Here is a 23,982-nt window from a genome sequence, read left to right as displayed (position 1 = left end):
ACGATAGTTCCCCGCCGCGTGACCGTAGGGTGAGCCCATGTCTGCCAGCATCCCCTCCCAGCCCCCGGTCGCACCCCGCCGCCCCCTCGTCCGCGAGCACCACGGCCAGGTCTTCACCGACCCGTGGGAGTGGTTGCGCGACACCGAGGACCCCCAGGTGGTGGCCCACCTGGAGGCGGAAAACGCCTGGACCGACGAGCAGCTCGCCGACCAGGCGCCCCTGCGGGAGACCCTCTACGGTGAGATCGCCGGCCGCACCCAGCAGACCGACGTCTCGGTGCCCGCCCGCCACGGTCAGTGGTGGTACTACACGCGCACCGTGGAGGGCCAGCAGTACCCGATCCACGCCCGGGTGGCGGCCACGGGCGAGTACGCCGCGGACCGCCCCCGGCTCGATGCGGGAAACGTCCCAGCGGGCGAACAGGTCCTGCTCGACGGCAACGCAGAGGCCGGGGACTCCACCTTCTTCTCCCTGGGCGGTTTCACCGTCAGCCGCGACGACGCCCGGCTGGCCTTCGCGACCGACACCACCGGCGACGAACGGTTCGACGTCACCGTGGTGGACCTGGCGACCGGCGAGCGCATCGACGAGTCGATCACCGGGGTCGGCTACGGCCTGTGTTTCAGCCACGACGCCAGCCAGTTGTTCTACGTGCGCGTCGACGAGTCCTGGCGCCCCCACGAGGTGTGGCGCCACACCATCGGCGCCGACCCGGACACCGACGAGCTGCTGCACACCGAGACCGACGAGGCCTGGTGGATGGGGCTGGACTCCTCGGGCGACGAGCGCTGGGTGCTCATCGGCAAGGCGTCCTCGGACTCCAGCGAGTGGTGGCTGGTGGACGCCACCGACCCCACCAGCCAGCCGCGGGTTGTGCAGCCGCGCCGCGACCGCTTGGAGTACGACGTCGACGTGGCCGGTGAGGACCTCCTGCTGGTGCACACCGTGAACACCCCCGAGGGGGAGCTCGCCACCGCCACGGTCGACGCGCCGGGGCTCGAGCACTGGCGGCAGGTCACCCCACCGGCCGACGGCGAGCGCCTGCTCGGCTGCGAGCTGTTCGAGCACTTCGCGCTGGTGACCCTGCGCCGCGACGGGCTCACGGGCCTGCGCGTGCTGCCCCGCGGGGTGGACGCCGGCGGGGCCCCCCCGACCGACGACGCTGGCGGCCTGACCCTGGGCGCCGCGGTGGACGTGGCCCCCGACGAGGCGCTCTACAGCATCGGCGCCGGCGCGAACCCGGAGTTCACCGCCACCACGCTGCAGGTGGTCACCGAGTCCCTGATCACCCCGCCGACCACCAGCGAGTACGACCTGGCGCCGCTCCTGGCCGGTGGCCCGCTGCCCGCACCCACGGTGCTGCGCCAGCAGCCCGTCCTCGGCGGGTACGACCCCGGCGCCTACACCCAGGAGCGGCTCTGGGCCACCGCGGCCGACGACACCCGCATCCCCATCTCGGTGGTGCGCCGCAGCGACCTCGAGCCCGACGGCACCGCACCCGGGCTGCTCACCGGCTACGGGGCCTACGAGGTCTCCAGCGACCCGGACTTCCGCATCAGCCGACTGTCCCTGCTCGACCGGGGCGTCGTCTTCGCCATCGCCCACGTGCGCGGCGGTGGCGAGATGGGGCGCGCCTGGTACGAGAGCGGTCGCATGGAGCACAAGGCCAACAGCTTCACCGACCTCAACGCGTGCGCGCACGCCCTCATCGATGCCGGGTGGGTCGATGCGGGGCGCCTCGCCGTCGAGGGTGGGTCGGCCGGGGGTCTGCTGCTCGGTGCGGCGATCAACCTGGAGCCGGACCTGTACCGGGCGGCCCACCTGGCCGTGCCCTTTGTGGACGCACTGACCACCATCCTGAACCCGGAGCTGCCGCTGACGGTGGGGGAGTGGACCGAGTGGGGCAACCCGCTGGCGGACCCGCAGGTCTACGAGGGCATGGCCGCCTACACGCCGTACGAGAACGTGCGTGCGGAGCAGTACCCGGCGATGCTGGCGACCACCAGCCTCAACGACACCCGTGTGGGCTGCGGGGAGCCGACCAAGTGGGTGCAGATGGTGCGCTCCCGGGCGACGAACGACCCCATCGAGCGGCCCGTGCTGCTGCGCACCGAGATGGTGGCGGGCCACGGCGGGCGCTCCGGGCGCTACGACGCCTGGCGCGACCGGGCGCTCGAGCTGGCCTTCCTGCTCACCCACATCGGGGTCGATCGGTGACCACCACCGGCGCGGCTCCCCGCGCTGGCCAGGACGGGGAGGAGGGTCGGGAGATCGCCCGCCTGCAGGTGCTGAGCACCGTCTGGTCCGTGGTCGACCACGCGTCGGGCATGCAGGACGACATCCCGGCACTCTGGGCCCGGTGTGCCACGGAGGCCGCGCCGACTCGGGTGGTGCGGCTGCTGCCGGCAGGGGAGACCGCGCCGCGCTCGGTGGACGCCGCTGGCGTCGCTGACGCAGCGGATGCGCGGGCCACCCACCCGGCCACCGGCGAGCCCGCGCGGCTGCCCGAGCAGATCCTGACCGTCACTGACGAGCAGTCCGGGTACCGATTCGCCTCCCGGGTCATCTCGTCGTCGATCGCCGAGCACGTGGGCAAGGCCCTGATGTTGCACGCCGGCGCGCTCACCGTGGCGGGCGGGGACCGCGCCGTCGCGCTGGTGGCCGCCTCGGGGACGGGCAAGACCACGGCCAGCCGGGTGCTGGCCCAGCAGGGGTGGGGCTACCTGACCGACGAGTGCGTGGCCGTGGGGGAGGACCTGACCATCCAGCCGCTGGCCAAGCCCCTGTCGGTCGTCACCGACCCGGCTGCCGGCGGCCACCTCAAGCACCAGGTGGGGCCGGACGAGCTGGGCATGGCAGAGCCCGGGGAGTCGGCCGTGCTGGCCGGCATGGTGCTCCTGCGCCGCCTGCGCAACGAGGAGGAGGTCGCCCGGGACGGGGGCATCCTGCCCCGGCTCGATGAGGTGGACCTCGCCGAGGCGCTGGGCCGCCTCGCGCCGCAGACCTCGGCGCTCAGCCGCACGCCCGGGGGACTGGCGCGGCTTGCGCAGGTGGTGCGCGAGGTGGGCGTGGTCGAGCTCGTCTACTCCGAGATCGAGCAGGCCTCGGGGTTGCTCGCCGACTGGGTGGCGGGCCAGGCCCACCGCCCACGGCTGCCTGCCGACGAGCCCGACGTGCTGGTCGGCGGCGCGCCGTGGGACCAGGTGCTCGTGAAGCCGGGCGAGGTCGAGGCGTTGACTCCCTCGGCCCGGTGCCAGCGGGAGGACCACTCCAGCGCGGTGCTCACCACCGACGGCCAGGCCGTGGTGATGACCGGATCCGAGGTCACCCAGTTGGGCCCGCTGGGACGGGTGCTGTGGGAGCGGCTCGCGGAGCCCCGCGCGCTCGGGGAGTTGCAGGAGGCGCTGGTGGAGGCCTTCGGGGAGCACCCCGACGCTCCGGCGATCACTGCCGAGGCCCTGGCTTCCCTGCGGTCCCAGGGCCTGGTGCGGGTGGTCTGAGGGCGCCGGCCGGGCTCACCCCGGCTGGCGCACCCCGGACGCACGACCGCCTGCTGTCCGCGGGTGCGGACAACGGGCGGCCTGATGCCGGCACCGTGGGGGAGAAGTGCTGTTCCCCAGGGGATCCGGATCAGATGTGGAAGTACAGCTCGTACTCGTACGGGTTCGGGCGCAGACGCATCGGCTCGATCTCGTGGGTCCGCTTGTAGTCCACCCACGCGGCGATCAGGTCCTCGGTGAACACGTCACCCTCGGTGAGGAAGTCGTGGTCGGCCTCGAGCGCAAGGAGCGCGTCGTCGAGCGAGAACGGCAGCTGGGCGATGGCGTCCTGCTCCTCCGGCGGCAGCTCGTAAAGGTCCTTGTCCACCGGCTCCGGCGGCTCGATGCGGTTGCGGATGCCGTCGATGCCGGCCATCAGCTGCGCGGCGAAGCACAGGTAGGGGTTGGACGACGGGTCCGGCACGCGGAACTCCACGCGCTTGGCCTTGGGGGACGAGCCGGTGATCGGGATGCGGATGCAGGCTGAGCGGTTCCGCGCCGAGTACACCAGGTTCACCGGGGCCTCGTAGCCGGGCACTAGGCGGCGGAACGAGTTGATGGTCGGGTTCGTGAAGGCCAGCAGGGCCGGGGCGTGCTTGAGCAGGCCACCGATGTACCAGCGCGCCGTGTCCGAGAGCTGGGCGTAGCCGTTCTCGTCGTGGAACAGCGGCTCGCCGTCCTTCCACAGGCTCTGGTGGGTGTGCATGCCCGACCCGTTGTCACCCATCACCGGCTTGGGCATGAAGGTGGCCGAGCGGCCGTCCTCCCACGCGGTGCCCTTGACGACGTACTTGAACTTCATCATGTCGTCGCCGGCGTGCAGCAGCGTGTTGAACTTGTAGTTGATCTCCTGCTGGCCGGCCGAGCCCACCTCGTGGTGGCTGCGCTCGACCTCGAGGCCCACCGCATCGAGGTTCTTGCAGATGCGGTCGCGCAGGTCGGTGTAGTGGTCGGTCGGGAAGACCGGGAAGTACCCACCCTTGGTGCCCACCTTGTAGCCCTGGTTGCCCCCGAGCTCCTCCTCGCCGGTGTTCCAGGCGGCGGCCTCGGCGTCCACGGCGTAGAAGGCGCTGCCGGGCTTGGTCTCGAACCGGACGTCGTCGAGCACGTGGAACTCGGCCTCGGCGCCGATGAAGACGGTGTCGGCGATGCCGGTGGTCTTCAGGTACTCCTCGGCGCGCTTGGCGATGGTGCGCGGGTCACGGCCGTAGGGCTCGTCGGTGAAGGGGTCGACGATGGAGTAGTTCATCACCAGCGTCTTGGCGTCACGGAAGGGGTCGATGTAGGCGGTGGCCACGTCCGGCAGCAGCTTCATGTCGGACTCGTGGATGGCCTGGAAGCCGCGGATGGAGGAGCCGTCGAACATCTGGCCGGTGGCCAGGGCCTCGGCGTCGACCGTGGAGGCCGGCACGTTGAAGTGCTGCATCACCCCGGGGAGGTCGCAGAAGCGGATGTCGAGGAACTCCACCTCCTCGTCGCGGATGTAGTCGATGACCTCTTGCGGGCTGGTGAACACGTCGGTGCCCTCCTGGGAGCGAGATGTGGCCGCCATCGTGTGGTCGGGACCGTCGATGACGAGGAGACTCCCCCACACTATCGATCGGGCTTTGCCGAGGCGTCACCTGCGTGTTACGGGCTGGTTACGTGTCGGGTCCTGACTCCTCGATGGGGTGCGCGCCGCGGCCCGCGGGCCCCTCCGTACCCTGTGCGCGTGGACAGACGTGAGATCGGCTCGTGGCTCAGCGGACCCCGTGCGGCACTGCCGGAGGATCAGCGGCCCCCGGACCAGGACCACCCGGGGCAGCGCCTCGGTTTGCCCGCGCAGGGCCCGGGTTCCATCGCCCCGCTGATGCGGCGGCTGGTGGCCCTGTTCATCGACTGGTTCGCCTGCCTGGCCATCACCGCGGCCACCTGGGGTGACCTCCAGGCCGGCGGGACCGGACAACTGGTCACCCTGGGCATCTTCGTGCTCGAGAACATCGTCCTGGTGGCCACCCTCGGCTCCACCCTGGGCCACAAGGTGATGGGCCTGCAGGTGATCCGTCTGGACGACCGGCCGGTCACCCTGTTCGATGCGATCTCCCGCTCCCTGCTCATCGGGTTGGCGATCCCCGCGCTGATCTGGGACCGCGACCTGCGCGCCATGCACGACTGGCCGCGCCGCACCGCCATCGTCCGCGGCCGCTGAGCCGGACCGCCCCGGCCCGGGGCGCCCCCGTCCCGCATCGCGACCCGACCCCGCCGCGACGGCCCGACACGACGAAGGACGCCCCCCGCCGGAGGATCCGGGGAGGGCGTCCTTCGTCGTGCGCTGGTTCGCCTCAGCGCATCGTGGAGCGCTTGGCGGTACGCATCCGCTGTGGGTCGATGCCCTTGGGCAGGCCCGCCTGTTGCTTCAGGCCCCCCATTGCCGTCAAGCGGCGGTGCACGGCCTCGGCCTCGGCCGTCGTGATCTGCTTGGGCAGCTTCTTCACCTCGCGGATGACCTGGCTCATCGGCGTGCGGTCGTCACCGGAGCCCACCAGGTAGGTGGCCACGGGGACCTCGGGGCCGACGATGCGGTGCACGTGTTTCTCCTGCGCGGTGAGCATGCGCTGCGCAGCGTTCTTGGGCCCCTCGGCCACCAGCAGGACCCCTCGACGGCTCACGCCGCGGAAGACCATGGCGGCGGCGCTCATGTCCTGCATCGAGCGCGCACGGCGAGGCATCTCGGCCGCCACGGGCTCCTGCTCGTACCACCAGCTGCGACCGAGGGCCTGCAGCACGGCGCCACCCTGACCGGGCTGGCCCTCCACCTGGGTGTAGGCCGCCTTCTGCGCCAGCCGGCCCAGGGTGAAGGTCACCGCCACCAGGGCGATCGGCAGTCCGAGCACCATGAAGTAGACGAAGAGGTCGAACAGCAGGCCGAGGACGCCGAACAGCACCATGACGCCCAGGAAGACCGCCAGCATCAGCCACGGGGTGTTCGGGTTCGCCCGGGCCGTCATGCGGTAGACCTCGCCGATCTGCGACAGGGTCTTCTTCATGCGGCTGGTCAGCTTCGGCTTGTCGGCCTTCGCCTTCTTGCCGGCGGGGGTGGTCTTGTTCTTCGCCATGCGGGGACTGGTTCCTCGGTCTGTGGGTTCGGAGGGGGAGGGGGCCGTCAGGCGGACGCGCTCAGACGCTTCTCCACGAGCGTGCGGGCCTCCTGGCGGGCGCCGTCGTCGGCGGCCTCACCCAGGTGGGAGAGGTGCTCCGGGATCTCGCGGCCCAGCTTCTTCATGGTCTGGGCCCAGAGGCGTCCCGCACGGTAGGAAGAGCGCACCAGCGGTCCGGCCATGATGCTCATGCCCAGGGACTCACCGTACTCGCTGTGGGCGACGAACTCCTCGGGCTTCACCCACCGGTCGATGGGGTGGTGCAGCTTCGAGGGCCGCAGGTACTGCGTGATCGTCAGGATGTCGCACCCGGCGTCGCGCAGGTCCCGCATCGCCTGGCGGATCTCCTCGTCGTCCTCGCCCATGCCCAGGATGAGGTTCGACTTCGTGAGCAGACCGTCCTCCTTGGCCATGGAGATGACCTTGAGGGACTTCTCGTAGGTGAAGGCCGGGCGGATCTGGCGGAAGATGCGCGGCACCGTCTCCAAGTTGTGGGCGAACACCTCGGGGCGGGCGTCGAACACCTTCTGGACGAGTTCGGGCTTGGCACCGAAGTCCGGCGGCAGGATCTCCACGCCCGTGTTCGGGTTGCGCTCGTGGATGGCGCGGATCGTGTCGGCGTACAGGGTGGCGGCGCCATCGGGCATGTCGTCGCGGGCCACACCGGTGACGGTGGCGTAGCGCAGCCCCATCTGGGCCACGGAGTTCGCGACCTTCAGCGGCTCCATCGGGTCCAGCGCCTGGGGCTTGCCGGTGGCGATGTCGCAGAAGTCGCAGCGGCGGGTGCAGGTGTCACCACCGATGAGGAAGGTGGCCTCGCGGTCCTCCCAGCACTCAAAGATGTTGGGACAGCCGGCCTCCTGGCACACGGTGTGCAGGCCCTGGCCCTTCACCATCGAGTTCACTTCGCGGTACTCCGGTCCCATCTTGGCGGTGGTCCGGATCCACTCGGGCTTGCGCTCGATCGGCGTCTCGGCGTTGCGCGCCTCGACGCGCAGCAGACGGCGACCCTCGGGGGCGATGGTCACTTCACGACTCCCTGCGTTGACGATGGTGTCCCGGGCCCCCGCGTGCGGGGTGGCGCCCGGCCAGTGCTCAAGGATACGCCGCGGGCCGGCCGAGCCGGTCTGCGGGCGGGGCTCAGGCGGTGGCGGCCTCGGCGGGGGTCGCGGTCCGTGCCACCTCGACGGCGCCCAGCACCTCGTGCAGGTGGCGCTCCACCGCCGGGAGCACGTCCCGGACCGTCACGGGGGCCCGCCCGGCGCGCTCGAGCTCGATGGCCAGGGTGGTCACCCCCGCATCGGCGATGCCGCAGGGGACGATGCCGTCGGCCCACCCCAGCGTGCAGTCGACGTTCAGGGCGAAGCCGTGCATGGTGACGTCGCGGCTGACGCGGATGCCGATGGCGCCGATCTTGCGGTCCTGGCGCACGGCGGGGTCCGGGGAGCCCGGGTCACCCAGCACCCACGCACCACTGCGCCCCTCCACCCGGGTGGCCTCGATGCCGTACTCGGCCACCGTGCGGATCAGGACGTCCTCCAGCCGCCGCACGTGGGCCACCACGTCCACCGGGTCGGCCAGGCGGACGATGGGGTAGCCGGTCAGCTGACCGGGGCCGTGCCAGGTGATCTTGCCGCCGCGGTCGACGTCGACCACGGGGGTGCCATCGAGCGGGCGCTCGTGCGGCTCGGTGCGCTTGCCGGCGGTGTAGACCGCGGTGTGCTCCAAGAGCAGCACCGTGTCCTCCCCGCCGTCGGCGACCTGCTGGTGGACCTGCTTCTGCAGCTCCCAGCCCTCCATGTAGTCCACGGTGTCCGGTACGAGTCCCAGGTGCTCACAACGCATGCCCCCGAGGGTACGCCTGTGGACGGCGCACGACACGGAGGTCGCCTGCTGGGTCAGGCTGCGGTCATGGCACGACTGGACGAACTGCTGCAGGACGGGTGGAGGCCGCAACCGCGCGAGGTGGTGCGCCTGCTGCGCGACGTGGGCTCGGAGCTGACGCGGCTCCACCGCGGGGGAGCGGTCCACGGGGGCATCAGTCCCGCATCGGTGGAGCGGACCGCGGACGGCGGCTTCCGCCTGTGCCCGGCCGACGCGGCCGGGCGGGACCCCTGGCTGGTGGAGCCGCCGGAGGTGGTCGATGGCGACGCCCCCACCGTGCAGAGCGATGCGTACGAGTTCGCTGCCACCACGGAACAGGTGGTGCGGTCCGTGGAGTGGGAGGTGCCCGGGGCCGTGGTGGTCGCGGTGCAGCGGTCCCTGCGGGAGAACCCCGGCGCCCGGCCGTCGGTGACGGCCTTCGTCGTCTGTGCCACCGAGGAACTCGTCGAGCACCAAGACGAGGACGAGGACGAGGACGAGCACGCACACGAGGGCAAGGGCAAGCACGAACACGTGGAGGAGGGAGGGGTTGCCACCGGCGAGGTGATCGAGGGCGAGGGGCCGGAGGCGGGGCCGGAACCGCCCACCGACCCCCTGCCCGTGGTGGACGGCCCCGGGGACCGCGAGGGGCAGGACGTCGCAGGGGACCAGGACGCCCAGCGGATTGCGGCCCTCCGGGAGTCGTTGCGGGCGGCGGCGGCCGAACCGCCTCGACGCGGGCTGCAGGGCGCGGGGCGTCGGCGCGGGCGGTTGCTGGCCGTGGGGGCGGCGGCGCTGCTGCTGACCGGCAGCCTCTGGTGGGCGGGGCGCCCGGCTCCGGCTCCGGCTCCGGAGCCGGTGGCGGCGCAGGTGCCCGCCGCGGAAGGGAGCGTGGCAGCCGGGGAGCAGGCCATCCCGTCGGCCGCGGAGTCCTCGTCACCCCCGTCCACATCGCCCCCGCCCTCGCCGGGGGCCACCGAGGACGGCCAGGGCCCCTCGCAGGCCGCAGGGCCGATGCCTGCCGCCGAGGACGTCGAGGCGCTGCTGGACGCGCGCGCCGCCGCGTGGGCCGAGGGTGACGAGGAGGCGCTGGCCGAGGCAGTCGTCCCCGGCAGCCCGGCCTGGGAGCGGGACAGTGCCACCGGCCCCGGTGGCGGGGAGGTCGAGCTCCCGAGCTACCGGGTGTCGGACCTACAGGCGGTGCCGGGGAAGGGGACGTCCGGGCTGGTGCTCACCGCATCGGTCGCCCAGGGCTCCGACGGCGACCCGGTGCCCGTGCGCCTGGTGCTGGAGGCAGCCGATGGCGCCGGAGCGGGCCGGCTCGTGGACTGGACGGTGCTCTCCGCGGCCGAGGACGCGCCGACCGACGGGTGACCGGTCGGCGTGGGTGCTGCGGGTGCTGTGGGGTGACGGGGCGACCCTCGGTGCCCGGGCGGGGTCACCCCATCGGGCGGGCCCGGGACACGGCCAGGGGCCCCTCACGCGTGAACGTGAGGGGCCCCTGGGTGCAAGGGGGAACCGCCGCGGCGGTGCCGGTGATCAGACGTCGAACTGACCGCTCTCCAGACGCTCCTTCATGGTGCCCAGGAAGCGCGCGGCGTCGGCGCCGTCCACGATGCGGTGGTCGTAGGACAGGGCCAGGTACACCATCGAGCGAATGGCGATGGTCTCCAGGCCGTCCTCGTCGCTCACCACGACCGGACGCTTCACCACGGCACCGGTGCCGAGGATCGCCACGTTCGGTTGGTTGATGATCGGCGTGTCGAACAGCGCCCCGCGCGAACCGGTGTTGGTCAGCGTGAAGGTCGCGCCGCTCAGCTCGTCCGGGCCCACCTTGTTGTCGCGGGTGCGGGTGGCCAGGTCGTCGATCTTGCGGGCGATGCCGGCGATGTTCAGCGAACCGGCGTCCTTGATGACCGGGACCAGCAGGCCCTTCTCGGTGTCGACGGCCATACCCAGGTTCTCCTGGGCGTGGTAGATGATCTCGTCGCCCTCCAGGCTGGCGTTCACCGTCGGGTGCTCCTTGAGCGCCTCGATGGCGGCCTGCGCGAAGAAGGGCAGGAAAGAGAGCTTCACGCCCTCGCGCGCCTGGAAGTCCTTCTTCGTGCGGTCACGCAGTCGGGCGATCTTGGTGACGTCCACCTCGACCACGGTGGTGAGCTGCGCCGAGACCTGCAGCGACTCCATCATGCGCTGGGCGATGACCTTGCGCAGCCGGCTCATCTTCTCGGTGGTGCCGCGCTTGGCCTGCAGGCCCTCCAGGGCCCCACCGGAGGACTTCGCCGGAGCGCCGGAGTCCTTGGACCCGGACTTCGCGGAGTCCTTGCCCTCGGCGGACGCCTTCTCCGCAGCGGGCTTCTCCTCGGCGGCGGGCTCCTCGGCCTTTGCGGAGTCCTTGCCCTCGGCAGCGGCCAGCACGTCCTGCTTGCGGATGCGGCCACCCACGCCGGAACCCTCCAGGCTGGAGAGGTCCACGCCGTGCTGCTTGGCCAGCTTGCGCACCAAGGGGGTCACGTAGGTGTCGGAACCGGAGGAGTCCTTGTCCTCGGACTTCTGGTCCTTGGCGGGCTTCTCCTCCTTCTTCGGCTCTTCCTTGGCGGGCTTCTCGGACTTCTCCTGCTCGCCCTTCGCGTCGGCGTCGCCACCCTGGTCGGCGCCGGCGGCCACCTCCTCGGCGGTCCCGGCCTCCATCGAGTCGTCCTCGGAGGAGTCGGCGGCCTTCTCCTCGGCCTTCTCCTCCTCCTTCGGCTTCTCGTCCTCGGAGTCGCCCGCGTCGTCACCGCCGGCCTCGCCACCGATCACACCGAGCTCGCCGCCGACCTCGATGGTCTCGTCCTCGCCGGCGATGATCTTGGACAGCACACCCGCGTAGGGGGAGGGGATCTCGGTGTCGACCTTGTCGGTGGAGACCTCGAGCAGGGGCTCGTCGACCTCGACCTCGTCGCCCTCCTCCTTCAGCCAGCGGGTGACGGTGCCCTCGGTCACGGACTCGCCGAGCTCCGGCATCGTGACGGTCTGGCCCTCGCCGCCGCCACCACCGGAGGACTTCTTCGGCTTCTCGTCCGCGGAGTCGTCCTGGGCCTCCTCGTCCTGCGCCGGCTCCTCGGACTCCTCGTCCTGCGCGGGCTCCTCCTCGGCCTTCTCGTCCTCGGCGGGCTCGCTGTCCTCCTCGGAGTCACCCGAGTCGTCGGACGAGCCACCCTCGTCGTCGCCGATGACGGCCAGGTCGCCACCGACCTCGACCGTGTCGTCCTCCTCGGCGAGGATCTCCTGCAGCACTCCCGCCACCGGGGAGGGGATCTCGGTGTCCACCTTGTCGGTGGAGACCTCGAGCAGCGGCTCGTCGACCGCAACCTCGTCACCAACGCCCTTCAGCCAGCGGGTCACCGTGCCCTCGGTCACGGACTCGCCGAGCTCCGGCATCGTCACCTTTTCAGACATTCCCTGTCTCCTCGGTAGATCGTTGAGCGGTCATTGCCAGCCCTTGCGGGCCCATTGTCCACGGTCTCGACGGTCGCGCACTACCCGGGGCGCGACCGCCGCTCCGTGCTCGTCTCAGTTGTGTGCGTGCAGCGGCTTGCCGGCCAGGGCCAGGTGGGCCTCGCCCAGGGCCTCGTTCTGGGTGGGGTGGGCGTGGATGAGGGCCGCGACCTCCTCGGGCATGGCCTCCCAGTTGTAGATGAGCTGGGCCTCGCCGACCTGCTCGCCGATGCGGGCGCCCACCATGTGGATGCCCACGACGGGGCCGTCGGTGCGGCGCACCAGCTTCACGAAGCCCTGGGTCCCCAGGATCTGGCTCTTGCCGTTGCCGCCCAGGTTGTACTCGACGGACTCGACCTCGCCGTACTTCTCCTTCGCCGCGGCCTCCGTGAGGCCGACCGAGGCGATCTCCGGGTCGCAGTAGGTGACGCGGGGGATCCCGGACTCGTCGATGGGGGTCGGGTCCAGTCCGGCGATCGTCTCGGCCACGAAGATACCCTGCGCGAAGCCGCGGTGGGCGAGCTGCAGACCGGGGACGATGTCGCCGACCGCCCACACGTGGTCCACGGAGGTGCGCAGCTTCTCGTCCACGGTCACGAAGCCGCGGTCCAGGGTGACCCCGGCCTCCTCGAAGCCCATGTCCTCGGTGACGGGGCCACGGCCGATGGCGACCAGCAGCATGTCGGCCTCGAGCTCGGTGCCGTCCTCGAGCGTGACGGTGACGCCGTCCTCGCGGTTGTCCACCGACTGGAACCTGACCCCCGTGCGCACGTCGATCTTGCGCTTGCGGAAGGCCCGGTTCAGGGTCTTGCTCACGGCCTCGTCCTCGGCGGGCACGATGCGGTCGAGCCCCTCCACGACCGTGACCTTGGCGCCGAAGCTGGTGTAGACGCTGGCAAACTCGACGCCGATCACGCCGCCGCCGAGCACCACCACGGACTCCGGCACGGTGTCCAGCTGCAGGGCCTGCTCGGAGGTCATGACCCGGCCGCCGACCTCCAGGCCGGGGATGAGCTTCGGGCGGGAGCCGGTGGCCAGCACCACGTCCTTGCCCACGAGCTCGCGGTCGCCCACGGTGACCGTGTTCGGGGCGGTCAGGCGCCCCTCGCCCTCGACGTACTCGACCTTGCGGGACTTCACCAGGCCCTGCAGCCCCTTGTGCAGGCGGCCGATGATGCCCTCCTTGTAGGAGTTCACCCGGCCCATGTCGATGCCCTCGAAGGTCGCGTTGACGCCGAAGGTGTCGCTCTCACGCGTGCTGTCGGCCACCTCGGCGGCGTGCAGCAGCGCCTTGGTGGGGACGCAGCCCGAGTGCAGGCAGGTGCCGCCCAGCTTGCCCTTCTCGACCAGCGCGACCGTCAGGCCCAGCTCCGCGGCGCGCAGGGCCGCGGCGTAACCACCGCTTCCGCCGCCGAGGATCACGAGGTCGTGGGTGGGCGTGCTGCTGGGCATGGGGACTCCTGACGTCGGCGGCCTCCACGGGCGCCCTTGCCCGGGAGGGGAACGTGGCCCATCGTGCCACGCGGGCTCGCCCCGATGACTCCAGGTGCGCGGTCCCCGCCAGTGCGCCGTGCCCGGGCCGGAAACCCTGTGGACGCGGCCCGCTGCCGGTGCAAGGGTGGACCCCAGTCGAGCACCGCGGACCGGCCGTGTCGCAGCATCGGCGGGAAGGAGGTCGAGTCATGACGAACGAGCACGTCACCGACGAGACCAAGCGCAAGTTCGAGGAGGCCCTCAAGGCCAAGAAGTCCCACGGCGGCACGGACGTGTCCGCCGAGGGGCGCCACGGCAAGGTGGACAATTCCCATGGTGCCGAGACCTCGGGCGCCCAGCAGATGTTCCGTCGCAAGAGCGTCTGAGCGCCGCCCTCGCGGTGCACGGAGCCCCCACCCGGTCCGGCCGGGTGGGGGCTCTGCCGTGTCCCCGCTCCGGGGCGGGCGACGCAGGGTCAGGCGACCGGGACGTCCTCGAAGACGGCCAGCAACGTGCGCACGCCCGAGCCGGTGCCGCCGGTGGGGGTGTAGCCCCAGGGGCTGCCCTCGTTGAAGGCCGGGCCCGCGATGTCCAGGTGGGCCCACGGGATCTGCTCGGCGTCGCCGGTCACGTGGTCCGCGCCGCCCTGGGCGCCGACGAAGCGCTCCAGGTAGGCCGCAGCGGCCTGCATGCCGGCCGGCTTGCCCGGGATGATGTTGCGCAGGTCGGCCACCGAGGAGGTGACGCCCTCACGCACCTCCTCGGGGATGGGGAAGCCCACCATCGGCTCGCCGGTGCGGGCGGACGTGCCCACGACGGCGTCGCGGACGGCGTCGTCGTTGCCCATCACGGCGATGGTGCGGTCACCCAGCGCCATCACGGCCGCGCCGGTGAGGGTGGCGATGTCCATGATCAGGTCCGGGTTCTCGCGGGTGGCGAGCACCAGGCCGTCGCACATGGCCAGGCGGCCCTCGGCGTCGGTGTTCAGGACCTCGACGGTCAGCCCGTTCAGCGCGGTGACCACGTCACCGGGGCGCTGCGCGTTGTGCGAGGGCATGTTCTCGGCCAGGCACAGGATGCCGGTGATGTTGGCCTCCACGCCCAGCTCGGCGGCAGCGAAGACCGCCCCGGCCACGGCAGCGGCCCCACCCATGTCCATCTTCATGGTGAACATGGAGGCGCCCGGCTTCAGCGAGATGCCACCGGTGTCGAAGGTGATGCCCTTGCCGACCACGGCGACGTGCTGGGTGGCGTTCTGCGGGCGGTAGCGCAGGACCGCGATGCGCGGCTTGCGCTCGGAACCCATGCCCACGCCGTAGAGCGCGCCGGCGCCCATCTCGCGCAGCTGGGTGTCGTCCATGACCTCCACCTCGATGCCGGCAGGGGCCGCGGCCTGCACGGAGGCCACGAAGCTCTCCGGGTACAGGTGGTTCGCGGGGGTGTTCACCAGGTCACGGGCGTAGCGCATCTGGCGGCCCAGCACGGCGGCCCGCGCGAAACCGGCCTCGAGCTCACCGGCGCCCTCGGGGGCGACCACGGCGATGCGGCGGACCTCCGGGGCGTCGGCCTCGACCTCGTCGGTCTCGGTGACCTTGCTCTTGTACCGGGTGTCGGCGTAGGCGCCCAGGGCCGCACCCTCGGCGACGGCGACGGCGCCCTCGGCGTCGGCGGCCGGCAGGGCGAAGGTGATGCTGGTGGCGCCACCGCTGGCGTGCACGCCGGCCCCGGCGGCGCGGCGCAGGCGGTCGGCGGTGAGCTCCTCGGCGTCGGCGGACCCCAGGCCGGCCACGACGACCAGGCCGGCGGAGGTCCCGGCGGCGCCGGCGAGCACGGTCGTGCTGTCGATCTTGCCGGTGGCCTTCAGGGTGGTCAGGGCCTTGGTGATGGACTCGGTGGCCTCGGAGGGCAGGCCCGCATCCGCCAGCTGGGCCTTGCCGCCCACCGCCCAGGCCCCCAGCACCAGGGCGTCGGTGTCCGCCTCGGCGGCGGTGCCGCTGGCGACCGTGAGCTCCAGGTCGTACGCGGACAGCTCGAAGGGCAGGCTCGTCATGGGTTCTCCTAGCAGTTTTCGGGGTGCGCGGCGCGGCCGCGGAGAGCACCTTGATCGTACGCACCCCATCCCGGTGCTGTGACCGCGGTCACCGGTACGGTTCGACCCATGACCGACAACTCCCTGAAGAAGTCCCCCCTCCACGACGCCCACGTGGCGCGCAACGCCAAGATGGCCGACTTCGGTGGCTGGGACATGCCGATCGAGTTCCCCGGCGGCGGGGTCAAGGCCGAGCACACCGCCACCCGTGAGGCCGTGGGCCTGTTCGACGTCTCCCACATGGGCAAGGTGCGGGTCTCGGGCCCCCGGGCTGCGGACTTCGTCAACAGCTGCTTCACGAACGACCTGAAGCGGATCGAGCCGGGCAAGGCGCAGTACACGATGTGCTGCGCGCCCGACGGTGGCGTCATCGACGACCTCATCCAGTACCTGCGCTCCGACGAGGACGTCCTGCTGGTGCCCAACGCTTCCAACGCCACCGAGGTGGCCGAGCTCCTCACCGCCGAGGCCGCCGATCGCGCCCCCGGGGTGACCGTCTCCGACGAGCACACCCAGCACGGCATCATCGCCGTCCAGGGCCCGAAGGCCGACGAGGTGATGGCCGAGCTGGGCCTGCCCACCCACCACCCGGACTTCATGTCCTTCCTGGACGCCCAGTGGGAGAGCCACGAGGTCGTGGTCTGCCGCTCCGGCTACACCGGGGAGAAGGGCTACGAGATCATCTGCCCGTGGGACGCCACCCCGGCCCTCTGGGAGGCGCTGGTCGCCGCGGCCGAGGAGCGCGGCGGCCTGCCGGCGGGACTGGGTGCCCGCGACACCCTGCGCACCGAGATGGGCTACCCGCTGCACGGCCACGAGCTCTCCCGCGAGATCTCCCCGGTCATGGCGCGCAATGCCTGGGCCGTCGGCTGGGACAAGGAGTCCTTCTGGGGCTCCGAGGCGCTCGCCGAGCAGCGGGCCGCGAAGTCGGGGCGCCTCAACCGCGGCCTCAAGGTGACCGGGCGCGGCATCCCGCGGGAGGGCAACGAGATCAAGGACTCCGAGGGCACCGTCATCGGGGTCGTCACCTCCGGCACGTTCTCGCCCACGCTGGGCCACGGCATCGGCATCGCGCTGGTGGACCGCAGCCACACCTTCGGCGACCAGGTGGTCATCGACGTCCGCGGCCGCGAGGTGCCCGCCGAACTCGTGAAGCCTCCGTTCGTGGAGGCCGGCGTCCGCGCCTGACCGAGGATGCGTGCCGATGAGGCCCGCCCCAGCCGGGGCGGGCCTCATCTGTGCGGGTGGGTCTCAGCGTCGCCTGCGGCGCCGCTCCTGGAGCCGGCGGGAGACGGTGGAGCGCAGGCCCCCGGCACGCCCGGGCGTGGACGGCAGGGGCCGCAGCAGCAGCCACAGCCCAGCGCCCAGGAGCGCCAGCGCCAGCAGGGTGGCGTACCAGGGGACCAGGCCACCGGCCGGCTGCACGGCAGCGGCCTCCTCGGGGGCACCCGGGTCCGCGTCGTCGGCGATCGCGCCGTCCTCGGAGTCCGTGGGGGAGGGGACCCCACCCTCCTCGGGGGCGCTCGTCTCGTCGCTGGACCCGCCGTCGCTGGATCCGTCGTCGGTCTGTGGTCCGCCCGGCTCGTCCTCCTCGCCCTCGGGCAGCGTGGGGGAGGCGGGCTCGGGAACCTCGGGCGTGTGGCTGGCCTCCTCGGGGGAGAGCACGACGGCCTCCACCGGCTCCTCCGATGCGGTGAGCACCGCCGAATCGGCATCCGCCACCAGGTTGGCCGAGCAGCCCTCGGAGGGGTGCCCGTTGACCGCGCAGATGCCCTGCCCGGAGTCCTCCACGTCCAGCACCGACTGCAGCGTCTGCTCGGTGGTGAAGTCCACCGGCACGGTGGCGCAGGTGGTCTCCACCTGGGGTAGGTGGTCCGGGCGGGCCACCGGGGCCTCCTCGCCGCGGCCGTAGTCCACGACGACGGCCACCCGTTTCACGCCCTCGTACCAGGTGGCGTCGCGGCACGAGCTGTCGAAGTCGGGCAGGGCGCGGGGCTGGCGACCCTCACCGGTGTCCCGGGGGACCAGGGAGTACCGCACCCCCACCGTGGATCCGTCCTCGGGGACCGCGGTCCGCGGGCCGTCCTCGGGGACCTCCCACCCCTCCCAGCCGGCTGTCCAGGAGGACCAGTACCGCGTGCCGGTGTCGGCCGCTGCCGGGCCGGCCAGGGCCACGGGGCCGACCAAGGCCACCGTGGCGGCCACCCCCCATCGAGTCGCGGCCCCCCGCCGCGAGGTCGCCGGTCGGCGCGCCCCGCCTGTCGTCTCGCGCTGCATCGTGTGTCTCTCCCCGTCCGTGGGTGCTGGGTCGTCCCAGTGCCTGCGCGCCGCAGTATGTCACCGCCCGTATCCTTGGGCCATGGCCCGCCGACTTACCGAGCAGACGATCGAGGACCTCCCGGAGCAGGAGGTGGACACCCGCCCCGCTGGACAGCAGAAGAAGGGACGACCCACCCCCAAGCGCCGGGAGGCCGAGGCCGCGCGCCGCAAGCCCCTGGTGGTGGCCGACCGCAAGGCCGCCAAGCAGGCCGACCGCGAGGAGCGGGCACGGCAGCGGGCGATCGTCCGGCAGGGGACGCTGGCGGGTGACGACCGCTACCTGGCCCCCCGGGACCGCGGGCCGGTCCGGGCCTACGTGCGCGATCGCGTGGACGGGCGGTTCTCGGTCGGCCAGGTGATGCTGCCGGTGCTGCTGACCGTGCTGGTGGCCACCGTGGTGATGATGTATCTGCCCGAGCAGTCCTCGTGGGTCCGCATCGGTGTGTTCGTCGCCGTCTACGGCATGTTGCTCTGGGGCCTGGTGGACGGGTGGATGCTGGCTCGCCGCCTGAAGGGCGAGATCGGGCGCGTGTTCCCCCAGCGGGCCGGCGAGACCAAGGGACTCACCAGCTACGTGATCCTGCGGAGCTTCCAGATGCGCGGCTCGCGCACTCCGCGCGCCGCCGTGGAGCGGGGCGAGACCCCGCGCGCCCTGCGCTGAGCCCGCCAAGTACACCGCCCGTCGGGCTCTGACCGGCCCCACACGGCCGCCGGTGCGGCATAGGGTCGGGGCATGAGCCAGAACGACCAGTCCTCCGCGTCCTCCTCCCGCCCCACCGCCGCCGAGCTGCGGGCCGCCGTCCGGGCCGGCATGCCACGGGTCGTCGACGAGCTGATCGAGCTGGCGCGGATCCCCAGCGTCTCGATGCCCTCCTTCGACCAGGCGCACGTGCAGGCCTCGGCCGCGGCGACTGCCCGGCTCCTGCAGGACGCCGGGCTGGCGGTCGAGATCGTCACCGAGGGCGGCGCCCCGGCGGTCATCGGCAGCCTCCCCGCACCCGAGGGCGCCCCGACCGTACTCCTCTACGCCCATCACGACGTGCAGCCGCCCGGGGACGACGCGGACTGGGACACCCCGCCCTTCGAGCCCACCCGACGGGGCGACCGGCTCTTCGGCCGCGGGTGCGCCGACGACAAGGCCGGCATCATGGCCCACGTGGCGGCGCTCCGTGCCCACGGCGGGCGACCGCCGGTGGGCGTCACCGTCTTCGTCGAGGGGGAGGAGGAGTACGGCTCCGAGAGCCTGCCGGCCATCCTGGGGAAGCACGGGCACAAGCTGGAGTGCGACGCCATCGTCCTGGCGGACTCGGCCAACTGGAAGGTTGGCGTCCCCGCCCTGACCACTTCGCTGCGCGGCATGGTGCGCGTGCAGGTCACCGTCTCGACGCTCAGCCACGCGGTGCACTCGGGCATGTACGGCGGCCCGGCGCTGGACTCGCTGACCGCGTTCTCCCGCCTGGCAGCCACCCTGCACGACGAGCAGGGGGACGTGGCGGTCGACGGGCTGGTGTCCGATGCGGTGGGCGACCTGCCGATGGTCGAGGCCGATTTCCGGGCCGAGTCCGGCATGCTGCCCGACAGCCACCTGATCGGCACCGGCAGCCTGACCGAGCGCCTGTGGGGCAAGCCGACCGCGAGCGTCATCGGCGTCGACGCCCCGAAGGTGTCCGAGGCCTCCAACACGCTGCTGGCCTCCACCACCGGGCTGTTCTCCTTCCGTCTGGCCCCCTCCCAGGACCCGCAGGAGGCCTATGCCGCCATCGAGCAGCACCTGCGCGCCAACGCCCCCTGGGGTGCGACCGTGGAGGTGAGCCTGCAGGACGCCGGCAGCGGGTTCAGCGCCGACGCGACGGGCCCGGCCTACGACGCGGCCCGGACGGCCTTCGGTGCCGCCTGGGGGACCGACGCGGTGGACATCGGCCTGGGCGGTTCGATCCCCTTCATCGCGATGTTCGCCGAGAAGTTCCCGCAGGCGTCCATTCTGGTGACCGGCGTGGAGGACCCCGACACGCGCGCCCACGGGGCCAACGAGAGCCTCCACCTGGGCGAGTTCGAGAAGGTCTGCGTCGCCGAGGCACTGCTGCTCGACGTCCTCGCCGGGTGATCTCGGTGCGCCTCCTGCCGTGGCGGCGGAATGTCCACACCGGTGTGGGCGTTCCCGCGGGGGAGGGGCGTACCCTTGACATTGATTCCAGCAGCACCATCAGTGAGGACTCACCATGACTGTTCAGGACACCACCACGTCCGAGGCCACGCACGGCGTGACCCTGACCCCGGTCGCGGCCGAGAAGGTCAAGAGCCTCCTCGACCAGGAGGGGCGCGACGACCTGCGCCTGCGCATCGGCGTGCAGCCCGGTGGCTGCTCGGGCCTGATCTACCAGCTCTACTTCGACGAGCGCACCCTCGACGGTGACGCCACCCGCGACTTCGGCGGCGTCGAGGTCGTGGTGGACCGCATGAGCGCTCCGTACCTGGAGGGTGCGGCGATCGACTTCGCGGACACCATCGAGAAGCAGGGCTTCACCATCGACAACCCCAACGCGGGCAGCTCCTGCGCCTGCGGCGACTCCTTCAGCTGAGTCCGTGAGGTTCCGCTGCGGCCTGGACTTCGAGTCCGCCGTCGCCGCGGCGGACCCGCAGGAGGACCTCCTGGGTGCCGGGGGCGATCTCGCCCCCGGCACCTTGCTGTCCGCCTACTCCCACGGCGTGTTCCCGATGGGGCTGGGGCCCGGTGGGAGGGGACCCCTGGGCTGGTGGTTCCCGGTGGAGCGGGGCGTCCTGCTGCCGGGGGAGATCCACGTCAGCCGCTCGCTGCGGCGTTCGTTGCGCACCTTCACGCTCACGGTCGACCGGGCCTTCGGTGCGGTGACCGAGGCCTGCGCCGACCCGGACCGGGAGGGGGCATGGATCACGCCCGAGGTGCGGCGCGCCTACGGTGACCTGCACCGGATGGGGTGGGCACACAGCATCGAGGTGTGGCGCCAGCATGAGCTCGTGGGCGGGCTGTACGGCGTGGGGATCGGGGGATTCTTCGCCGGGGAGTCGATGTTCCACCACGTCACCGACGCCTCGAAGGCCGCGATGGTGGGGATGGCGCGGGTCATGGCGCAGGCCGGTCAGGACGCCCTCGTGGACGTGCAATGGCGTACCGACCACCTCGCCTCGATGGGGGTGCGGACCGTCGACCGGCAGGAGTACCTGCGCAGGTTGGAGGTCGCCACCGAGGGGGTGGATCCGTGGCGGCGAGCCTCCCGGGACGTCGTCTCCGACGTTGGGTAGGATGAACGCACAACTGCAGTGCTCCGTCTCACGATCGTGCACTGTCGAACCCTGCTTCACGGAAGGCGGCATCGAGTGCACAGGCACCCCGAGAACACACGGCGCTGGCAGCGCCCCGCGGTCCTGGCCGGCGCGGCCACCCTGGGCGCACTGGTCCTCAGCGCGTGCGGAAGTTCAGACCAGATCGCGCGGGGCTACCTCCCCGAGGGCGTCACGGAGAACTCCGACGGCGTGACGACCTTCTGGGTCGGCATGTGGATCGCCGCCCTCGCGGTCGGCGTGCTCGTCTGGGGACTCACTGCCTGGTGCATCGTCGCCTACCGCCGCAAGGACGACAGCGAGCTGCCCAAGCAGGTCCGGTACAACATGCCCATCGAGATCCTGTACACCGTGGTGCCGATCGTCATGGTCGCCGGCCTGTTCGTGCAGAACGTGAAGCTGGAGAACGACCTCATGGACCTCAACGAGGAGCCCGAGAACATCGTCCACGTGGCGGGCAAGCAGTGGAGCTGGGACTTCAACTACCTGAGCGACGACGTGCACGAGTCCGGTCAGCAGGCCGTTCTCACCGGTGAGGAGGGCGTGGCCGAGGGGCTGCCGACCCTGTACCTCCCGGTCAACGAGCGCACCGAGTTCGTGCTCACCGCGCGTGACGTCATCCACTCCTTCTGGGTCCCGCAGTTCCTCCAGAAGCTGGACATGATCCCCGGTGTCGTCAACCGCTTCCAGGTGACGCCCACCGAGGTCGGCACCTACCAGGGCAAGTGCGCCGAGCTCTGCGGCGCGTACCACTCCGAGATGCTCTTCCAGGTGAAGGTCGTCGAGCGGGACGAGTACGACAAGCAGATGCAGGCGCTGGAGGACGCGGGCAAGTCCGGCTTCCTCGACACCGGCTACGACCGCAAGGAGCTGGTCCATGGTGAGAACGACGTGGAGGACCGCGACGTGAACCACAACGACTGGATGCTCAAGGGCGGGAAGGACGACTGATGGCAACCATCTCTCACCCGGGGGCAGCGCACCGCGTCGCTGACGAGGCGCGCCCCGTGACCCGGCCGCAGACCCGCGCAGGGTCCATCGCGGTCAAGTACCTCACGACGACCGACCACAAGGTCATCGGCAACCTGTACTTCATCACCTCCTTGGCGTGGTTCTGCCTCGGTGGCCTGATGGCCCTGCTGATCCGCGCCGAGCTGTTCGACCCGGGCATGCAGGTGCTGCAGTCCAAGGAGCAGTTCAACGCGCTGTTCACCATGCACGGCACGGTGATGCTGCTGCTCTTCGCGACGCCGCTGTTCGCGGGCTTCGCCAACGCCCTGATGCCGCTGCAGATCGGCGCGCCGGACGTGGCCTTCCCGCGCCTCAACATGTTCGCCTACTGGCTCTACCTCTTCGGTGGGCTCATCGCGGGGGGCAGCTTCCTGTCCCCGTCGGGTGCGGCCTCCTTCGGCTGGTTCGCCTACCAGCCGCTGGCCGGTCCGACCTACAGCCCGGGGCTGGGCGGTGACCTCTGGGTCATGGGTCTGAGCCTCGCCGGCTTCGGCACGATCCTGGGATCGGTCAACTTCATCGTGACCATCGTGTGCATGCGCGCGCCGGGCATGACGATGTTCCGGATGCCAGTCTTCACGTGGACCATCCTGATTACCTCGATCCTGGTGCTGGTCGTCTTCCCGGTGCTGACCGCGGCCATGTTCGCGATGGCGGCCGACCGCATCGTGGGGACCCACATCTATGACCCCTCCAACGGTGGCGCGATGCTGTGGCAGCACCTGTTCTGGTTCTTCGGCCACCCCGAGGTCTACATCATCGCCCTGCCCTTCTTCGGCATCATTTCCGAGATCATCCCGGTGTTCAGCCGCAAGCCGATCTTCGGGTACAAGACGCTGATCCTGGCCGCCGTGGCCATCGCGGCGCTGTCGATGTCGGTGTGGGCCCACCACATGTACGGCACCGGTCAGGTGCTCCTGCCCTTCTTCGCCGTCATGACCATGCTGATCGCGGTGCCCACCGGTGTGAAGTTCTTCAACTGGATCGGCACCATGTGGAACGGTTCCCTGAGCTTTGAGACCCCGATGCTGTGGTCGCTGGGCTTCATGGTGACCTTCCTCTTCGGTGGTCTGACCGGTGTGGTTCTGTCCGCCCCGGCGGTGGACCTCCACCTCACCGACTCCTACTTCGTGGTGGCGCACTTCCACTACGTGGTGTTCGGCACCGTGGTGTTCACGATGTTTGCCGGCTTCTACTTCTGGTGGCCCAAGCTCACCGGCAAGATGCTGAACGAACCGCTGGGCAAGCTGCACTTCTGGATGCTGTTCATCGGCTTCCACACCACCTTCCTGGTGCAGCACGTGCTGGGCGTCGAGGGCATGCCCCGTCGCTACGCCGACTACATGGTCGAGGACGGGTTCACCCTCCTGAACCAGATTTCGACGGTCGGATCGTTCATTCTGGGTGCATCAATGCTGCCGTTCTTCTGGAACGTGTACATCACCCACAAGAAGGGCGAGTACGTGAACACCGACGACCCGTGGGGTTGGGGTTCCTCGCTCGAGTGGGCCACCAGCTGCCCGCCGCCGCGTCACAACTTCAACTCCATCCCGCGGATCCGCTCCGAGCGTCCGGTGTTCGACATGAACCACCCGGAGGTGGCAGCTCTGGACGCCCCGACCCCTGACTCCCAGGTTCTGGGTTCTCTGGTGGACGAGCCGGACATGGCTGGTGTGCACGGTGGCAACTCGTCCCACGAGGACGCGAACTACAGCGACGGCCCCGCGGCCGGCCGCACGACCGAGAAGTGAG

The 23,982-nt window shown here is 71.2% G+C and carries 20 protein-coding genes; 12 read left to right on the top strand and 8 right to left on the bottom strand.

Annotated elements, in window-relative coordinates:
- The first annotated feature begins 37 nt into the window (after positions 1 to 37).
- Together KSED_RS08045 and KSED_RS13690 are read left to right on the top strand one after the other, a co-directional pair.
- A complete protein-coding gene (locus KSED_RS08045; RefSeq protein ID WP_015779603.1) occupies positions 38 to 2,218 on the top strand; it encodes a S9 family peptidase in 2,181 nt (726 codons plus the stop codon).
- Complete coding sequence (locus tag KSED_RS13690; RefSeq protein ID WP_015779602.1) at positions 2,215 to 3,501, top strand: PqqD family protein; 1,287 nt, start codon at positions 2,215 to 2,217, stop codon at positions 3,499 to 3,501. The genes KSED_RS08045 and KSED_RS13690 overlap by 4 nt, the downstream gene beginning before the upstream one ends.
- A gap of 130 nt (positions 3,502 to 3,631) precedes the next feature.
- On the opposite strand, the gene glnA is transcribed toward KSED_RS13690, so the two are convergent.
- Positions 3,632 to 5,056, bottom strand: coding sequence for a type I glutamate--ammonia ligase (gene glnA, locus KSED_RS08035; RefSeq protein WP_015779601.1), 1,425 nt, complete (start codon positions 5,054 to 5,056; stop codon positions 3,632 to 3,634).
- A 195-nt stretch (positions 5,057 to 5,251) separates the two neighbouring features.
- On the opposite strand from glnA, the gene KSED_RS08030 reads away from it, so the two are divergent.
- On the top strand, positions 5,252 to 5,728 hold the full coding sequence (locus tag KSED_RS08030) for an RDD family protein (protein ID WP_015779600.1): 477 nt from the start codon (positions 5,252 to 5,254) through the stop codon (positions 5,726 to 5,728).
- A gap of 133 nt (positions 5,729 to 5,861) precedes the next feature.
- Here the strand turns inward: KSED_RS08030 and KSED_RS08025 are convergent, their stop codons facing one another.
- The 3 genes from KSED_RS08025 to lipB form a co-directional block, all read right to left on the bottom strand.
- Positions 5,862 to 6,635 carry a DUF4191 domain-containing protein gene (locus KSED_RS08025; RefSeq protein WP_015779599.1) on the bottom strand — a complete coding sequence of 258 codons (774 nt, stop codon included), beginning with the start codon at positions 6,633 to 6,635 and terminating at the stop codon, positions 5,862 to 5,864.
- A gap of 47 nt (positions 6,636 to 6,682) precedes the next feature.
- Positions 6,683 to 7,705, bottom strand: a complete 1,023-nt coding sequence (lipA, locus tag KSED_RS08020; protein WP_015779598.1) for a lipoyl synthase — start codon at positions 7,703 to 7,705, stop codon at positions 6,683 to 6,685.
- A 112-nt stretch (positions 7,706 to 7,817) separates the two neighbouring features.
- Positions 7,818 to 8,522, bottom strand: a complete 705-nt coding sequence (gene lipB / locus KSED_RS08015) for a lipoyl(octanoyl) transferase LipB (RefSeq protein WP_015779597.1) — start codon at positions 8,520 to 8,522, stop codon at positions 7,818 to 7,820.
- A 66-nt stretch (positions 8,523 to 8,588) separates the two neighbouring features.
- On the opposite strand from lipB, the gene KSED_RS08005 reads away from it, so the two are divergent.
- On the top strand, positions 8,589 to 9,914 hold the full coding sequence (locus KSED_RS08005; RefSeq protein ID WP_015779596.1) for a serine/threonine-protein kinase: 1,326 nt from the start codon (positions 8,589 to 8,591) through the stop codon (positions 9,912 to 9,914).
- A gap of 165 nt (positions 9,915 to 10,079) precedes the next feature.
- Here the strand turns inward: KSED_RS08005 and sucB are convergent, their stop codons facing one another.
- Positions 10,080 to 11,981: a 2-oxoglutarate dehydrogenase, E2 component, dihydrolipoamide succinyltransferase gene (gene sucB, locus KSED_RS08000; RefSeq protein WP_015779595.1), complete on the bottom strand. Its 1,902-nt coding sequence runs from the start codon at positions 11,979 to 11,981 to the stop codon at positions 10,080 to 10,082.
- 114 nt (positions 11,982 to 12,095) lie between these two features.
- Complete coding sequence (gene lpdA, locus KSED_RS07995; RefSeq protein ID WP_015779594.1) at positions 12,096 to 13,472, bottom strand: dihydrolipoyl dehydrogenase; 1,377 nt, start codon at positions 13,470 to 13,472, stop codon at positions 12,096 to 12,098.
- Positions 13,473 to 13,702: 230 nt separating this feature from the next.
- On the opposite strand from lpdA, the gene KSED_RS14910 reads away from it, so the two are divergent.
- Positions 13,703 to 13,879, top strand: coding sequence for a DUF5302 domain-containing protein (locus KSED_RS14910; RefSeq protein WP_015779593.1), 177 nt, complete (start codon positions 13,703 to 13,705; stop codon positions 13,877 to 13,879).
- A gap of 89 nt (positions 13,880 to 13,968) precedes the next feature.
- Here KSED_RS14910 and KSED_RS07990 read toward each other — a convergent pair whose 3' ends face one another.
- Positions 13,969 to 15,543: a leucyl aminopeptidase gene (locus KSED_RS07990; RefSeq protein ID WP_015779592.1), complete on the bottom strand. Its 1,575-nt coding sequence runs from the start codon at positions 15,541 to 15,543 to the stop codon at positions 13,969 to 13,971.
- Positions 15,544 to 15,651: 108 nt separating this feature from the next.
- Here KSED_RS07990 and gcvT point away from each other — a divergent pair, with 108 nt between their 5' ends.
- Entirely contained in the window at positions 15,652 to 16,770 is a 1,119-nt protein-coding gene (gene gcvT / locus KSED_RS07985) for a glycine cleavage system aminomethyltransferase GcvT (protein ID WP_015779591.1), read from the top strand.
- 63 nt (positions 16,771 to 16,833) lie between these two features.
- Here gcvT and KSED_RS13685 read toward each other — a convergent pair whose 3' ends face one another.
- Positions 16,834 to 17,787 (bottom strand): SCO2322 family protein, encoded by a 954-nt coding sequence (locus tag KSED_RS13685; RefSeq protein ID WP_015779590.1) that lies wholly within the window; start codon positions 17,785 to 17,787, stop codon positions 16,834 to 16,836.
- Between the two features lie 154 nt (positions 17,788 to 17,941).
- Between KSED_RS13685 and KSED_RS07975 the strand changes: the two genes are divergently transcribed.
- The 6 genes from KSED_RS07975 (at position 17,942) to ctaD (ending at position 23,981) form a co-directional block, all read left to right on the top strand.
- Positions 17,942 to 18,562, top strand: a complete 621-nt coding sequence (locus tag KSED_RS07975) for a DUF3043 domain-containing protein (RefSeq protein WP_015779589.1) — start codon at positions 17,942 to 17,944, stop codon at positions 18,560 to 18,562.
- 72 nt (positions 18,563 to 18,634) lie between these two features.
- The gene (locus KSED_RS07970; RefSeq protein WP_015779588.1) at positions 18,635 to 20,005 is read left to right on the top strand and encodes a dipeptidase; all 1,371 of its coding nucleotides are present in this window, start codon (positions 18,635 to 18,637) and stop codon (positions 20,003 to 20,005) included.
- A 115-nt stretch (positions 20,006 to 20,120) separates the two neighbouring features.
- On the top strand, positions 20,121 to 20,480 hold the full coding sequence (locus KSED_RS07965; protein WP_015779587.1) for a HesB/IscA family protein: 360 nt from the start codon (positions 20,121 to 20,123) through the stop codon (positions 20,478 to 20,480).
- A 4-nt stretch (positions 20,481 to 20,484) separates the two neighbouring features.
- Positions 20,485 to 21,180: a leucyl/phenylalanyl-tRNA--protein transferase gene (gene aat / locus KSED_RS07960; RefSeq protein ID WP_015779586.1), complete on the top strand. Its 696-nt coding sequence runs from the start codon at positions 20,485 to 20,487 to the stop codon at positions 21,178 to 21,180.
- Positions 21,181 to 21,255: 75 nt separating this feature from the next.
- A complete protein-coding gene (ctaC, locus tag KSED_RS07955; RefSeq protein ID WP_015779585.1) occupies positions 21,256 to 22,170 on the top strand; it encodes an aa3-type cytochrome oxidase subunit II in 915 nt (304 codons plus the stop codon).
- Positions 22,170 to 23,981 (top strand): aa3-type cytochrome oxidase subunit I, encoded by a 1,812-nt coding sequence (ctaD, locus tag KSED_RS07950; protein ID WP_015779584.1) that lies wholly within the window; start codon positions 22,170 to 22,172, stop codon positions 23,979 to 23,981. The genes ctaC and ctaD overlap by 1 nt, the downstream gene beginning before the upstream one ends.
- Position 23,982 lies beyond the last annotated feature (1 nt).

The organism is Kytococcus sedentarius DSM 20547 (genome assembly GCF_000023925.1).
GTDB classification, from domain to species: domain Bacteria; phylum Actinomycetota; class Actinomycetes; order Actinomycetales; family Dermatophilaceae; genus Kytococcus; species Kytococcus sedentarius.
This window is presented reverse-complemented; position numbering and strand designations above follow the sequence as displayed.